The sequence below is a fragment of the Vibrio sp. AND4 genome, assembly GCF_000171815.1.
GTDB lineage: Bacteria > Pseudomonadota > Gammaproteobacteria > Enterobacterales > Vibrionaceae > Vibrio.
In genome coordinates, this window is the sequence record NZ_ABGR01000011.1 from 63,217 (window position 1) to 78,999 (window position 15,783).

Consider the following 15,783-nt stretch of genomic DNA (forward strand, 5'->3'; position numbering starts at 1 on the left):
GGTAATGTAAAGAATGGCCAAGTTAGATTTTCATATCGTAAAACGTATTCGTGAACAAATTGCGAAAGGTGGTGCTCGTGTTGCGCTAAAGCATAAAGTTGGCGACGCATGGCAGGGTATTACTTGGGAGCAGTTTGGTCAGCAAATCGATGCTCTATCGCTTGCTCTTTTGGCTCAGGGATTGGGCATTCAAGATAAGATAGGCATCTTCTCAAATAACATGCCGCAATGGACCATTGCTGATTTTGCCGCGTTGCAATTGCGTGGTGTGACCGTACCTATCTATCCAACGAGCACGGCAGCACAGTCCGCTTACATCATCGACAATGCAGACGTAAAAGTACTGTTTGTTGGTGAGCAGCCGCAATTTGATGCCGCTGTCAGTATCTATGATGAATGTCAGCAGCTCGAGCTGATCGTTGCCATGTCGGATGATATTGAGTTGGGTGAGCACGCATTTGCGATGTCTTGGAAAGACTTTATTGCCAAGAGTGATGGTCGCCAACAAGCGGAACTCGATGCTCGATTAGAGCAAGCGACAGAAGATGATCTCCTGACTCTAATTTATACCTCGGGTACGACAGGCCAGCCAAAAGGCGTGATGTTGGATTATGCCAACATCTCTGCACAGCTTGAAGGTCACGACCAACGCCTCAGTCTAACCGAAGACGACGTATCGCTCTGTTTCTTACCACTATCACATGTGTTCGAGCGTGCTTGGACGTTTTATGTCCTCTATAAAGGCGGTACTAATTGCTATCTACAAGACACGATGCAAGTACGTGATGCACTCAGCGAAGTACGTCCGACAGTGATGAGTGCTGTCCCTCGCTTTTACGAAAAAATCTTCTCGGCTATTCATGAGAAAGTCGCCCGTGCGCCAGTTCATCGTAAGATCATCCTGACATGGGCTGTGAATATGGGTGCAAAAATGTCGGCTTGCCATCAAGAGGGACGTAAGCCATCTTTGTTATTGCGGAAGTCGTATGCTCTGGCGGATAAACTGGTCCTGAGTAAACTGCGTGCACTATTAGGTGGTCGCATTAACTTTATGCCATGTGGTGGTGCTAAGTTGGATGAGACGATTGGTCGCTTTTTCCACGCAATTGGTATCAACGTAAAGCTGGGTTACGGCATGACAGAGACGACCGCAACGGTGTCATGTTGGGATGACCAATGCTTTGACCCAAGCTCTATCGGTATGGCTATGCCGGGCGCACAAGTTAAGATCGGCGACAATAACGAGATCTTGGTTCGTGGTGCAATGGTGATGCGTGGCTATTACAAAATGCCAGAAGAGACAGAGAAGACGTTTGACGAGCATGGTTTCTTAAAGACGGGTGATGCGGGTTACATTGATGAGAATGGCAACGTATTCATCACAGATCGTATTAAAGAGCTGATGAAGACCTCTAACGGTAAGTATATTGCGCCTCAGGTTGTTGAGGGGGCGATCGGTAAAGACCATTTCATCGAGCAAATAGCGGTTATTGCCGATACACGTAAGTTTGTATCCGCGCTGATTGTACCTTGCTATGACTCGCTGGAAGAGTATGCGAAAGAGCTGAACATCAAGTATCACGACCGTGTTGAATTGATCAAACACCACCAAATTGTTGAAATGCTTGAAAAGCGTGTTAATAACCTTCAGAAAGAACTGGCCAAGTTTGAACAAGTCAAAAAGTTTAAACTGTTACCGAAAGCGTTCTCAATGGACGATGGTGAGTTGACCCCAACGCAAAAACTGCGTCGTAAAGTCATTAACGATAAATACCAAGATGAAATCGAAGAAATGTACGACGATAAGGCTGATAAAAAGTAACGTAAGTTAATTGAGATTTCAGATTGGTGAAAAAATCCCCAGTTGGCAAGTATTATGCTGCTGGGGATTTTTTATGACTGCCCATCACACTTCTTTTCTCTCGGCACAGAGAAAAACACACTCTGAACTGCCATTTTTAGTGAAATTATTCACTTTATTTTTAGATAATCCGCTTTTAGATCCCAAGGTCGTCTCTATTTACAGCGTCTAAACCTAATTTTATTCTAATTTATAGTATCTTGTTTAAAATTTGATTCACTTCTCATTAGACCCATTGATAATAAAAAGTTACATTTGTTGTGTTACCTGGCGTTTTGTTATGACAAGCACAGGACATAGCTGAAAAATTGAAAGTATTTCTATTAGGCTACGAATAAGACCTAGACTATGTAAAACCAGCTCAATCCGTTGGCCTTACGGAGAGGGAAACTGGTGAGGAGAGCAACTATGACAGCAATGTTGTCAGGCGCAGAGATGGTAGTGCAATCTCTGATCGAAGAGAGCGTAGAGCAAATCTTTGGGTACCCCGGTGGATCCGTTTTGGATATCTACGACGCACTGCATGCAAAAACCGACCAAATTAAACACGTATTAGTACGACACGAGCAAGCTGCGACTCACATGGCGGACGGTTATGCCCGTGCGACCGGTAAGCCGGGCGTTGTGCTGGTATGTTCGGGCCCTGGCGCAACCAATACCATCACAGGTATTGCGACGGCGTACATGGACTCGATCCCTATGATCGTTATTTCCGGTAATGTGCCAAATAACCTTATTGGTAATGATGCTTTTCAAGAGTGTGACATCGTGGGTGTATCGCGCCCGGTCGTAAAACACAGTTTCTTGGTGAAAAAAGCAGAAGATATTCCAGAAACGATCAAAAAGGCGTTTTACATCTCGACAACTGGCCGTCCGGGCCCCGTTGTGATCGACTTGCCTAAAGACATTTTAAATCCGCAAATTAAGCTCCCTTACGAGTATCCTAAAAACATTTCAATGCGCTCGTACAAGCCAACCACCTCTGGTCATAAAGGTCAGATTAAGAAAGCACTCAAAGCATTAGTAGAGGCCAAGAAGCCCGTTCTTTATATTGGTGGTGGTGCGATTATTTCGGGAGCACATGAGCACATACAAACCTTATCTGATGAATTGAATCTGCCTGTTGTTAGTACTTTGATGGGGTTGGGTGCCTTCCCGGGTACACATAAGAACTCGTTGGGCATGCTAGGCATGCACGGTACTTATGAAGCCAATATGGCGATGCATGAAGCCGATTTAATTTTTGGTATTGGTGTTCGCTTTGATGATCGTACGACGAATAATTTAGAGAAGTACTGTCCGAACGCAAAGATCATGCATATCGATATCGATCCGTCTTCGATTTCGAAAAACGTCAAAGTGGATCTGCCTATCGTCGGCTCTGCGGAGAAAGTGCTTGCGACCATGGTTGGCTTGTTGAATGAGCAAAATGGCAATAATGATGCACAAGCTATTGCGCAGTGGTGGGAAGAGATTCAAGTATGGCGTGAGCGTGAGTGCCTAGCGTACGAAACGTCAACAGAACGAATTAAACCACAACAAGTAATGCAGACGCTGCACAAGCTAACTAATGGTGATGCTTACGTGGCATCAGATGTAGGGCAGCACCAAATGTTTGCTGCATTGTATTACCCATTTAATAAGCCGCGTCGTTGGATCAATTCAGGTGGCCTTGGCACGATGGGCTTTGGCTTGCCTGCTGGTATGGGTGTGAAATTCGCGATGCCAGAAGAAGAGGTGGTGGTTGTCACAGGTGACGGCAGCATCCAGATGAATATTCAAGAATTGTCCACTGCAATGCAGTACGATATTCCAGTGAAGATCATTAACTTAAATAACCGATTCTTAGGTATGGTTAAACAGTGGCAAGACATCATTTATCAAGGTCGTCACTCTAACTCATACATGAGTTCTGTTCCTGATTTTGCCGCAATTGCAGAAGCTTATGGTCACGTCGGTATTCGTATTGAAACGCCAGATCAGCTCGAAGCGGGTCTACAAAAAGCGCTGGATATGAAAGATCGCTTGGTGTTTGTCGACATCAATGTAGATGAAACCGAGCATGTTTATCCAATGCAGATAAAAGGCGAGGGTATGGACAAAATGTGGCTAAGCAAAACGGAGCGCACGTAATATGAGACACATTATTTCTTTATTGATGGAAAACCAACCAGGTGCATTGTCTCGTGTTGTTGGTCTGTTTTCTCAGCGTGGCTATAACATTGAATCTTTGAATGTATCTCCAACTGATGATGAAACTCTGTCGCGTTTGAATATCACAACAAACTCTGATGAAATGCAACTAGAGCAGATTCAGAAACAACTGCATAAGTTGATTGATGTACTTAAGGTCCAAGAAGTGACAGAGTTTGAGCACATTGAGCGTGAACTCATGATGGTGAAAGTGAAAGCGAGTGGCTTTGCGAGAGCAGAGGTAAAACGTACGGCGGACATCTTTCGTGGGCAGATTGTTGATGTGACGGCTTCTCAATATACGGTTCAGTTAGCTGGGACCAGTGAGAAGTTGGACGCCTTCATTCAAGCGATTTCAGAAGTAACAGAAGTGGTTGAAGTGGCGCGGAGCGGTGTTGTCGGTGTTGCTCGTGGAGAGCGATGTCTTAAGCCTTAGTTAGGTTACTCCCTCTCGAAAAGCCACTTTATAAAGTGGCTTTTTTGTTTGGAAAATAAACGGAGAGGATGATGTTTCCTCGCTGATTCAGCAGCGAAAAACGTTCATCACGCAAGACGTTTTACCAAAAACAAAAAATCGGGATAATCCCGATTTTTGTCTCTGTTGAGCGATACGATTATGCCGACTTTAGTTCGAGATCTAGTACGGCGTCAATGCATTGCATTGAGCTCTGTAAGTTCTTGTCTAAAAGCTCTGTCGCTTCTTCGCTGTTTTTTGCCAACACCAATTTCATGATCATCTCATGCTCATCGATATTAAACAGCGCACTTTGCTCTGAGCTTATATTTTGCATTGCAAAGTAGCGGTAACGTTTGATTTGATTGCTCAGATCGCTGAAGAACTTATACATGTTCACTGAATCCGCACCTTTGAGCAGGGAAACATGAAACTGATGATGACGCTCTTCCCACTCTCTCCAGCAGAATGTTTCATCAAGTTTCAGTCGCGAAAGTTTGTGGTATGAAGTCAGTACGTCCAACTCCCAGTTTTCATCACCCGCCAAGATCGCTTTCTTCAGCAGTACAGAGGAGACAACACGAAGGCTCTCGTATAGGTCGTCCAACTCTTTTTTACATACAGGTGCAACCCAACAGCCTTTTTGTGGCTCAAGCTTGACATATTTGCTCCAGGACAGCTGTACCAGTGCTTCGCGGATAGGCGATGCACCAACGTTGTATTTCTGTTTCAGATCAGAAACCACAAGTTTTTGACCTGGTTTTAATTCACCCATCAGGATGTCCTGACAGATCATTTTTGAAACTTTGTCTGTAAGGGTAGGACTAGACACAAGCAACCTCATGAAATTGTATTATCGTGGTGACGTAAACGGTACGTAGTTCTGTTGTGATTGATAATACAGCGTACTGATTATGAGGGCAAGATTAAATATATAAAAAAAGAGGGCAGGAGCCCTCTTTTTTATTAAACTTGTGATTAACTTGTTAAGTCTTATAGAACGTGAACGGAAGCCGTGTTGGTGGTACCTGAAGCGACAAGTGCACCAGAAACCATAACAACGATATCGCCTTTGCTACCGAGACCAGATTCTAGAGCAAGTTCTTTACCTGCTACGTAGAACGCGTCAGTGCTTTCGATTGACTCAACAACGACAGGAGTCACACCTTTCGTTAGCACTAACTGTGCAGCCGTTTTAGTGTTAGTCGTTAGTGCTAGAATGTTTGCCGTTGGGAAGTACTTACGTACTGAACGCGCAGATTTACCACCTTCAGTCGCAACAACGATAAGTGGAGCAGCTAGCTTTTCTGCTGTATCTACCGCACCTTTACATACTGCTTCAGTGATACGAAGGCGTGGGCTGTCTAGACGAGAGCCTAGCTCCGCTTTTAATGCTGAATCAGTACGGTTCGCGATTTGAGCCATGATCGTTACTGCTTCAACTGGGTACTTACCTTTCGCAGTTTCACCAGAAAGCATGACAGCGTCAGTGCCATCCATTACCGCGTTAGCCACGTCGCCTGCTTCTGCACGAGTAGGACGTGGGTTGTTGATCATAGAATCAAGCATTTGAGTTGCAGTAATAACCATCTTACGTGCACGGTTACACTTCTCTATCATCATCTTCTGAGCGAAGATAACTTCCTCTGCTGGGATTTCAACGCCTAAGTCACCACGAGCAACCATGATGCCGTCAGACAACTCTAGGATCTCGTCAAAGTTATCAACACCTTCTTGGTTTTCAATCTTAGAGATAATGTGGATGTTCTCGCCACCATTTGCAGTAAGAATGTCACGGATTTCTTGTACGTCAGAAGCTTTACGGATGAAAGAAGCAGCAACGAAGTCAACGCCTTGCTCACAACCGAATTTAAGGTCGTTCTTATCTTTTTCAGATAGAGCTGGCAGGTTTACAGAAACGCCAGGAAGGTTAACGCCTTTGTTTTCACCTAGAGCACCGTTGTTAAGAACTTTACACTTAACTTCAGTTTCTGAAGTTGCAAGCACTTCCATTTCGATGAGGCCATCGTCAACTAGGATCGTGTTACCAACGTTTAGGTCTTTAGCAAAACCAGCGTAAGTTACTGCAACTTTGTCTTTGTTACCTACCACTGAGATGTCAGTGGTGAAAGTGAATTCTTGACCAGCTACTAGATCAACGTCGTTACCGTCTTCTAGCTTGATTGTGCGGATCTCTGGGCCTTTCGTGTCCAGAAGAATCGCAAGTTGCTTGCCTGTAGCTTCCATTACTTTGCGGAAGTTCGTAATACGAGTGCCATGCTCTGCGTAGTCACCGTGAGAGAAGTTAAGACGCATTACGTTCATGCCTGCATTAACCAGTTCAGTCAGCTTTTCTACAGATTCAGTTTTAGGGCCAATCGTACAAACGATTTTGGTCTTTTTCATGGAAGATACTCTCCGGTAAGTATGGTTACAATTTGAAAGTCGGTTGTTTAGTCTGAAGTAGAGGCGTTTTTGATGGCATTTAGTGCCTGCCATCCACCGATTCTTCGCCACATTATTGCCACTTCAGCTTCTGTAAGTCTTTCACCAAGTTTAGTCATTTTATGACTAAAACAATGGCGATTATGGTTACCTTTTTGTGACTAATCCCACTTTATATGCAGAAAGTTGCAAAAGATAATCTTTAATTCTGTAATTTTTTTTCTTTTCGGTGGCGAATTCTATCACTGAATGAATCCAATATCACTGTTTAAGAATTGTCTTAGGACAAGGTTTTATCGAGAAGTATTAATTTTTTGGATCGAAATAAATGGACTTAAAAGTTTCGATGTAACTATAATAACTTTCAAACCGAAACTTAAAGTCAAACGATTCATGTCGAAACGAAACACTCAACTAAGAAGACACGCTATTTCCAACCTAGTAAATGAGCTTGGAGAGGTGAGCGTTGATGAGCTAGCGCAGAAATTTGAAACCTCAGAGGTCACAATTAGAAAGGACTTGGCTTCTTTGGAAAAGAACGGACAACTTTTACGCCGTTATGGTGGTGCCATTTCTATCCCAACGGAAGTCATTCATGAAGAGTTGAGTCCAATTGTTTCGAGTCGAAAGTTAAGTCTGGCAACAGCAGCGGCATCACTGATTCGAGATCATAATCGAATTGTGATCGACAGTGGCAGCACGACGGCTGCATTAATTCAGCAATTAAATCACAAGCGTGGTTTGGTTGTGATGACCAACTCCTTGCATGTCGCCAATGCACTTAACGAATTAGAGAGTGAACCAACCCTGCTAATGACAGGCGGTACTTGGGATACGCACTCCGAGTCCTTCCAAGGTAAAGTCGCCGAATCTGTATTAAGAGCTTACGACTTTGATCAGCTATTTATCGGTGCCGACGGTATCGATCTAGAGCGCGGAACCACGACGTTTAATGAATTATTTGGCTTAAGTAAGGTCATGGCAGAGGTGTCTCGTGAAGTCATCGTCATGATCGAATCTGAGAAAGTAGGACGCAAGATCCCGAACTTAGAGCTTGCTTGGGAACAAATAGATGTACTGGTTACCGATGCTGAGCTTCAACCAGAACACAGTGCAAAGATCACACAACATGGCGTAAAAGTTATTTGCGCCTAATCTAAATAAGTAAGTAATTTCATATTTACTTCCCTCTGAATAAAGGCGCTTGATCGAGCCTCTATTTAAATCATGGTCAGGGAAGAACAAAACAATAAACGGAGATAAAAACATGTGTGGAATCGTAGGTGCTGTTGCACAACGAGACGTAGCAGAAATTTTGGTTGAAGGGCTACGTCGCTTGGAATACCGAGGTTATGATTCAGCGGGTGTGGCGATCGTTGATGAAGACAGAAACTTACAACGTATTCGACGCTTAGGTAAAGTGCAAGAGCTGGCGGATGCAGTAGACCAAACAAAAGTGGTTGGCGGTACGGGGATTGCACACACACGTTGGGCGACTCACGGTGAGCCATCTGAAGCCAATGCGCACCCACACATGTCCGGCGATATTGCGGTGGTACACAACGGTATTATCGAAAACTATGAATCGCTACGTGAACTGCTTCAATCTCGTGGTTACGTCTTTGAATCTCAAACGGACACTGAAGTTATTGCACACATGGTTGAGTGGGAACTTCGCTCTTCAGGCAGCCTGCGAGAAGCAGTTCAAAATACAGCGAAACAGCTGAATGGAGCGTATGGCACGGTTGTTCTGGATCGTAAAGATCCTTCAAGTATTGTCGTGGCACGCTCAGGTAGCCCAATTGTAATCGGCTTCGGTGTGGGGGAAAACTTCCTAGCATCGGATCAACTCGCTTTGCTTAATGTGACACGCCGTTTCATGTACCTAGAAGAAGGTGATGTTGCAGAGATCACTCGTCGCGAGGTCAGCGTATTTGACGCCGCAGGTGATCGTGTGGAGCGTGAAGTCATCGAGTCAAACGCAGAACATGACGCAGGCGATAAAGGTCAATATCGTCACTTCATGCAAAAAGAAATTTACGAGCAACCAACCGCGTTGATCAACACGATGGAGGGGCGTATCACGGCAGATTCTGTGGTCACTGAAGCCATCGGTGTCAATGCCGCAGAAATTCTAGGCAAAGTAGAGCATGTGCAGATCGTCGCCTGTGGTACGTCTTACAATGCCGGTATGACCGCGCGTTATTGGTTCGAAGATATTGCTGGCGTGAGCTGTGATGTAGAAATTGCTTCCGAGTTCCGTTACCGCAAATTTGTGACCCGTCCAAACAGTCTATTGATCACGCTCTCTCAATCTGGTGAGACCGCCGATACACTGGCAGCCCTCCGCCTTGCGAAAGAGAAAGGCTACATGGCGGCCATGACCATTTGTAACGTGGCGGGATCTTCTTTGGTACGCGAATCTGACTTTGCATTCATGACGCGTGCGGGAGTCGAAATTGGTGTGGCTTCAACAAAAGCGTTCACCACTCAACTCTCGGCACTGTTAATGCTCGTCACGGCGCTTGGTAAGCAACAACATCTTATCAGCAAAGAGAAAGAAAAAGAGATTGTTGAAGCGCTTCACGCATTGCCGAGTCAAATCAACGCGGCTTTATCTTTTGAGAAAGAGATCGAAGCATTAGCAACAGACTTTGCGGACAAACACCACACATTGTTCCTAGGTCGTGGTGAATTTTACCCAATCGCGATGGAAGCCTCTCTCAAACTCAAAGAGATTTCTTACATCCACGCTGAGGCGTACGCGGCAGGAGAACTAAAACATGGTCCTCTGGCTCTCATTGATGCTGACATGCCCGTTGTGGTTGTGGCACCAAGCAATGATCTGCTTGAGAAGCTGAAATCAAATGTTGAAGAAGTTCGTGCCCGTGGTGGTTTGCTTTATGTATTTGCTGATGCGGACTCTGGCTTTGAGGGTGACGAGACGATGAAGATCATCACTATGCCACACGTAAGCGAAATTACAGCAGCAATCTACTACACGATTCCAATGCAGCTGCTCTCTTATTATGTCGCCTTGATTAAGGGGACTGACGTAGATCAACCGCGCAACCTAGCGAAAGCGGTCACGGTAGAGTAAGCAGTGTTAGTGAGCATGATGATACTTATTCATGCTTGACTGGATAAGTAATGAGGATCTAGAGCGGAGTCAAATGACTTCGTTTTTTTATGTTTAATAATATGATTCTTCAGCGCAATTATTTGATATTCATGTAGTTACTTCTTGATAGGTTAGATGGCGAGTATCTCAATGAGAGTACCTTTTAGTGAACTAAAGGGGCACGATTAAATCCAACCCCTTGGCTTTATGGATAACGTTATCTTTTTACTACTCATTATCGAGATAAATGACACAAATTTAGCCGCTTGTCGCGATTTTATTGTCATAACTGGGCTATCTTGTCGAGATGAAAAATTGAACGATTCAATGAAAAAAGGAGCATAAATGGAGCGAATTTCCAATAAATCGTCAGCGTGGCTTGGGTTGAGTTTGATTCTCGGGTTGGGTGTACTGGGTTTTTTTATCCAACAGACGGCGATTAAGTACAAAGCTTACGAGCGTGTGGTTACTGTAAAGGGCCTGTCCGAGCGAGAATACACTGCTGATACTGTAATCTGGCCGATTCAATTTACCGTTGCAAGTAACGATATGCCGACGATGTTTGATGAGATCGAGCAGCAAACCAAGTTAGTACTCGACTTTCTTGCGGCAAAAGGACTGGATGATTCTAACTTCTCTCTGTCTTCTCCTGCTGTGACAGACCGTAAGGCGCAGCAATACGGCAGTGAAAAGGATGCAGAGTATCGTTACTTGGCTAATCGAACCGTGACGGTCTACAGCCAGAATATCGATGTTGTGAGAGCGGCCATCAATGAGATTGGTGAGTTAGGGAAGCAAGGTGTTTTGCTCAAGCAAGACTCTTACTCGAACCGAGCTGAATACAGCTTTACTAAGCTCAACGACATCAAGCCAGATATGATTGAAGAAGCGACTAAAAATGCACGAGAAGTAGCAGAGAAGTTCGCGAAAGATTCACAGAGCTCGCTCGGTAAAATTAAGCGTGCGACGCAAGGTCAGTTCTCTATTTTCGACCGCGATAGCAATACTCCTTACATTAAGAAAGTGCGTGTTGTTTCAACGGTTCAGTATTACTTGTCAGATTAACTCTGACCTTTGTTAACCCTGAAAAAAGAACAAGCCAGTCATTTTTTGATTGGCTTTTTTTATGCTTGCCGCTCTATTTCTTATTTGCGCAAGTGATCTTTGATAGAACTAAGTTCTTACTTGTTTGGCAATGAAGTTGATAAAAATCAATCCTGTGGAGGAGCTAGAAGCGTAATTTGAACACTCTGGGCTAGCGAAAAGGAATAACTAGAATGGCATTTAAACACTACATCAGAGAGGCTTTGGGCTTGGCTATTGTGATCTCTATGGTGTGCGGGTCTTTGAGCATCTTATTGGATTTCTTTGCCCTTGTGGCGTTGTGTGGGCATCAAGAAGAGATCGCACATATTTTCTTTCACGAGTCGTTTTACTTCGCCGTGTTTTTTATCCCGCCTTATTTTTTGTGGAAAGTGATTACTCACCCAGATCTTGTCGCTGCGACAGAAGGGTTTCAAGCCAGCAAGCGGAGCGAAAGGGTACTCTGAATGAGAGTTAGGTGATGGGTGAGATGCTGGAAGAACTCTCCATTCCCCCGAATAGAAAAAAAGCTCGTAGATTTCTCTACGAGCCTTTCTGAATTTGGTGGCCCCTCGCAGACTTGAACTGCGGACCAATCGATTATGAGTCGACTGCTCTAACCACTGAGCTAAGGGGCCTTAATAGGACAACGATTATAAGGGAAGCATCAGTATGTGTCTAGACACAAGGTGGGGTATTTGCGCTTACTTTTTATTCACTTAGCTTCAAAAATAATAAAAAAGGTGACACTAGGTCACCTTTTTTGCGTTTTACCGTGTTGATTACTCGTCTAAGAAGCTACGCAGTGTTTCTGAGCGGCTTGGGTGACGAAGTTTACGCAGTGCTTTCGCTTCGATCTGACGGATACGTTCACGCGTAACGTCGAACTGCTTTCCAACTTCTTCTAAAGTGTGGTCAGTGTTCATGTCGATACCAAAGCGCATACGAAGTACTTTTGCTTCACGTGGCGTTAGACCAGCAAGTACGTCTTTCGTTGCCATTTTCAGGCTGGTTGCTGTCGCAGAGTCTAGCGGTAGTTCTAGCGTCGTATCCTCGATGAAATCACCCAAGTGCGAATCTTCGTCGTCACCGATTGGTGTCTCCATTGAGATTGGCTCTTTAGCGATTTTAAGTACTTTGCGAATCTTATCCTCTGGCATTTGCATGCGCTCTGCCAGTTCTTCCGGTAACGGTTCACGCCCCATCTCTTGCAGCATTTGACGAGAGATGCGGTTTAGCTTGTTGATCGTTTCGATCATGTGTACCGGGATACGAATCGTACGTGCTTGGTCCGCGATTGAACGAGTGATTGCCTGACGGATCCACCACGTTGCGTAAGTCGAGAACTTGTAACCACGGCGGTATTCAAACTTATCTACCGCTTTCATCAGACCGATGTTACCTTCTTGGATCAGATCCAAGAACTGTAGGCCACGGTTGGTGTATTTCTTCGCGATAGAAATTACCAGACGTAAGTTCGCTTCAACCATCTCTTTCTTTGCACGGCGAGCTTTAGCTTCACCGATAGACATACGACGGCTGATGTCTTTGATATTTTGAACGTTAAGAGACGTCTCTTCTTCAATCATTTTTAGTTTAGTGATTGAACGACGGATGTCTTCTTCGCTACGTTTTATCTTTTCAGCGTATGGCTTGTCAGACGCTAGGATCTCGTCAAGCCATGCTTCGCTTGACTCGTTGCCTGTGAAGAGTGCGATGAATGATTTCTTCGGCATTTTGCCGTATTCAACCGTAGACTTCATGATCAGACGTTCTTGAGTACGAACGCGATCCATTGCCGTACGTAGTTCGTTCACTAGGTGATCGAACTGCTTCGGCGTTAGACGAAACTCTCTGAACACGTCTAGCATCAGCTCGTTAGCAAGTGTCGCCTTAGGGCTTTCGTAACCGTGCTCATTGATTGCAAGCTGAAGGTTTTGATACGTGTTACGCAGCTGGCTGAATTTCTCAAGCGCTAGCTCTGGATCAATACCAGCATCTTCTTCAGAATCATCTGAATCATCATCGCTTTCTTCGTCGTCATCAACGTCTTCGCTATCTTCTTCTTTCAACTGAGTTTCAGTCAGTTCAGAACCGATGTGCGTCGCAGTTGGTGCAGCCGTGTCGTCTGCATCCGGGTCAACAAATCCAGAAATTAGGTCTGTCAGACGAAGTTCTTCTGCTTGAACTTTATCAAACTGCTCAAGAATGTATGGGATAGTGCCTGGATATTCAGCAACAGACGATTGAACTTGGTTAATACCTTCTTCAATACGTTTCGCGATGTCGATTTCGCCTTCGCGAGTCAACAGTTCAACGGTACCCATTTCGCGCATGTACATGCGGACGGGGTCTGTTGTGCGGCCGATTTCACTCTCTACGCTAGAAAGTGCTGCGGCTGCAGCTTCTGCCGCATCTTCATCGGTAATATTGGTGTCATCATTGAGTGCTAAGTCATCAGCATCAGGAGCAGTTTCTACTACCTTGATACCCATGTCGTTGATCATCTGAATGATATCTTCTACCTGTTCTGAATCTACGATTTCAGCAGGCAGGTGGTCATTTACTTCGGCGTAGGTCAGATAGCCTTGTTCCTTGCCCTTTATAACAAGTAACTTTAGCTGTGACTGCGGATTTTGATCCATAGACGGTATCCAACTTCGTAATCTGGTGAAGGAATCAGTATGCGAAATGCAAACCACTTACTATAGCAAATTAAATTGTTGCTGACTAATTAAACAGGGTTACGCTTTCAAGTCTTTCATTAGTTCTTGCAGCTCCCTCATTTCTTCGGTTGATAAACCGACACTTCTTGCTTTGGCCTGCAGGTTTTCAATTTGCTTTTCAACACACTGAGCAATAATTTTATCCAGTGAGTCTAAAAATATTTCTTCTTGGTTGTCTTCATCGAGGGGAATGTCCCAGCTCGCGAGACGAGACAGAAGGGTCTCATTTTGGCTATTCCGCCAATGCTCTAATAGCTGGCCTGTGTTTATATGGGGATGTGCCTCGCATTTATCAAGTACATCAACAAATAAACTTAGTCCTGGTATTGATAGTTCCCTTACCGAAGACAAGTCAGGTACCATTTGAGCATAGCTCGGATTTTGAATAAGTAGAGCGATTACCTCGCGCATTGGCGTTCGTTTGATCTCTTTATGCGGCTGAAGTCGTGTATTAATTGTCTTGTTGCGCGATCTGCGTAAGCGATTGTCAAAACCAGTACGTTCGTCAAGCAGCTTTTCGAGCAATTCCTGAAAGTAAGGATCAGGTATCTTATCAATTAAGCCACTTGCGTAGGCGCGTAGTGCAGATTTGCCTTCATTGTTGCCTAAGTTGATTTGGTGTAATTCGATCAGGTTATCAAATAAATAGCTCGAAAGTGGCGTCGCTTGCTCGACTTGTTGCTCAAACGCTTGTTTGCCGTGTTTACGAATGTAGCTATCGGGATCTTCCCCGTCTGGTAGAAACAAAAACTTCAGTGTGTTACCTGTTTTTAAGTATTGAAGTGCGTTCTCGAGCGCACGCCACGCTGCTTCTTTACCAGCACGGTCCCCGTCGTAACAACACACAACCGTGTTAGTTTGACGGAACAACATTTGGATATGATCACCCGTGGTCGAAGTGCCTAATGATGCGACAGAATAATCTACGCCATATTGCGCTAACGCGACCACATCCATATAACCTTCAACCACTAAAATACGTGGCGGTTCACGATATGCCTGTAAAACTTCATAGAGGCCGTAAAGTTCTTTACCTTTATGAAAAATAGGCGTCTCAGGTGAGTTTAGGTATTTTGGTGTGCCATCGCCAAGCACACGACCACCAAAGCCAATGACTCGACCACGGCGATCATGAATCGGAAACATAATACGACCACGAAAGCGGTCATATCGGTTACCTTTCTCATTTTCAATTAACATGCCGCCAGTCACGAGCATGTCTTGATTGTCTTTATTTTGGCCGAAATTCTTACGGACTAAATCCCATTCATCCGCTACATAGCCGATGCCAAACTTCTGTACAATTTCACCGGAAAGACCGCGATCTTTAAGATACTCAATCGCCACTTTACTTGCTGGCTGTTTGAGTTGGTTACGATAGAACTGAGCAATGCTACCCATTACATCGTAGAGGCTACGTTTTTCACTGCTGCTTGCCTGAGGGCCAGATTTAAACTGGCCACCACTGCCACTGCGTTGTTCACGTGGCACATCCAAACCAAGGTAAGACGCCAGTTCTTCAATGGCCTCGACAAACTCCAAACGTTCGAATTCCATGATGAAGTCGATGGCATTACCGTGCACGCCGCAGCCAAAACAGTGGTAAAACTGTTTCTCTTGGCTAACGCTGAATGATGGGGTCTTTTCGTTGTGGAAAGGGCAGCAAGCGCCGTAGTTTTTGCCTTTCTTCTTCAGTTTCACGCGTGCGTCAATGATATCGACAATATCGAGTCGAGCTAGGAGGTCATCAATAAAATTGCGAGGGATGTGTCCAGCCATAAAACCTAACAAAAAAGAAAGTCATGATTGGCTCAAATGGGTTATCAAAAAGCATCTAAGGCTTTTTTGTTCCACTCTGCCAGATACAAACAAGCCGTGCGTTCCAAAGGATAGCACGGCT

The 15,783-nt window shown here is 44.7% G+C and carries 11 protein-coding genes and 1 tRNA gene; 7 read left to right on the forward strand and 5 right to left on the reverse strand.

Annotated features, from left to right (window positions below):
* The first annotated feature begins 13 nt into the window (after positions 1 to 13).
* The 3 genes from AND4_RS12470 to ilvN all read left to right on the forward strand — a co-directional run bounded on the left by AND4_RS12470 (position 14) and on the right by ilvN (position 4,490).
* Positions 14 to 1,822 carry a long-chain fatty acid--CoA ligase gene (locus AND4_RS12470; protein WP_009843334.1) on the forward strand — a complete coding sequence of 603 codons (1,809 nt, stop codon included), beginning with the start codon at positions 14 to 16 and terminating at the stop codon, positions 1,820 to 1,822.
* A gap of 447 nt (positions 1,823 to 2,269) precedes the next feature.
* Positions 2,270 to 3,994, forward strand: coding sequence for an acetolactate synthase 3 large subunit (locus AND4_RS12475; RefSeq protein WP_009843335.1), 1,725 nt, complete (start codon positions 2,270 to 2,272; stop codon positions 3,992 to 3,994).
* A 1-nt stretch (position 3,995) separates the two neighbouring features.
* The gene (gene ilvN, locus AND4_RS12480) at positions 3,996 to 4,490 is read left to right on the forward strand and encodes an acetolactate synthase small subunit (protein ID WP_009843336.1); all 495 of its coding nucleotides are present in this window, start codon (positions 3,996 to 3,998) and stop codon (positions 4,488 to 4,490) included.
* 178 nt (positions 4,491 to 4,668) lie between these two features.
* On the opposite strand, the gene AND4_RS12485 is transcribed toward ilvN, so the two are convergent.
* Both AND4_RS12485 and pykF read right to left on the reverse strand, forming a co-directional pair.
* Positions 4,669 to 5,352 carry a GntR family transcriptional regulator gene (locus AND4_RS12485; RefSeq protein WP_083796289.1) on the reverse strand — a complete coding sequence of 228 codons (684 nt, stop codon included), beginning with the start codon at positions 5,350 to 5,352 and terminating at the stop codon, positions 4,669 to 4,671.
* 149 nt (positions 5,353 to 5,501) lie between these two features.
* Positions 5,502 to 6,914, reverse strand: a complete 1,413-nt coding sequence (gene pykF, locus AND4_RS12490) for a pyruvate kinase PykF (protein ID WP_009843338.1) — start codon at positions 6,912 to 6,914, stop codon at positions 5,502 to 5,504.
* Between the two features lie 432 nt (positions 6,915 to 7,346).
* Between pykF and AND4_RS12495 the strand changes: the two genes are divergently transcribed.
* The 4 genes from AND4_RS12495 to AND4_RS12510 all read left to right on the forward strand — a co-directional run bounded on the left by AND4_RS12495 (position 7,347) and on the right by AND4_RS12510 (position 11,624).
* The gene (locus tag AND4_RS12495) at positions 7,347 to 8,108 is read left to right on the forward strand and encodes a DeoR family transcriptional regulator (RefSeq protein ID WP_009843339.1); all 762 of its coding nucleotides are present in this window, start codon (positions 7,347 to 7,349) and stop codon (positions 8,106 to 8,108) included.
* A 112-nt stretch (positions 8,109 to 8,220) separates the two neighbouring features.
* The gene (gene glmS / locus AND4_RS12500; RefSeq protein WP_009843340.1) at positions 8,221 to 10,053 is read left to right on the forward strand and encodes a glutamine--fructose-6-phosphate transaminase (isomerizing); all 1,833 of its coding nucleotides are present in this window, start codon (positions 8,221 to 8,223) and stop codon (positions 10,051 to 10,053) included.
* A 366-nt stretch (positions 10,054 to 10,419) separates the two neighbouring features.
* Positions 10,420 to 11,139 carry an SIMPL domain-containing protein gene (locus AND4_RS12505; protein ID WP_009843341.1) on the forward strand — a complete coding sequence of 240 codons (720 nt, stop codon included), beginning with the start codon at positions 10,420 to 10,422 and terminating at the stop codon, positions 11,137 to 11,139.
* Between the two features lie 212 nt (positions 11,140 to 11,351).
* The gene (locus AND4_RS12510) at positions 11,352 to 11,624 is read left to right on the forward strand and encodes a hypothetical protein (RefSeq protein WP_009843342.1); all 273 of its coding nucleotides are present in this window, start codon (positions 11,352 to 11,354) and stop codon (positions 11,622 to 11,624) included.
* 95 nt (positions 11,625 to 11,719) lie between these two features.
* On the opposite strand, the gene AND4_RS12515 is transcribed toward AND4_RS12510, so the two are convergent.
* From AND4_RS12515 to dnaG, 3 genes are all read right to left on the reverse strand, one after another.
* Positions 11,720 to 11,795, reverse strand: a tRNA-Ile gene (locus AND4_RS12515).
* A gap of 144 nt (positions 11,796 to 11,939) precedes the next feature.
* Positions 11,940 to 13,802, reverse strand: coding sequence for an RNA polymerase sigma factor RpoD (rpoD, locus tag AND4_RS12520; protein WP_009843343.1), 1,863 nt, complete (start codon positions 13,800 to 13,802; stop codon positions 11,940 to 11,942).
* Between the two features lie 99 nt (positions 13,803 to 13,901).
* A complete protein-coding gene (dnaG, locus tag AND4_RS12525) occupies positions 13,902 to 15,662 on the reverse strand; it encodes a DNA primase (RefSeq protein ID WP_009843344.1) in 1,761 nt (586 codons plus the stop codon).
* Positions 15,663 to 15,783: the final 121 nt, after the last annotated feature.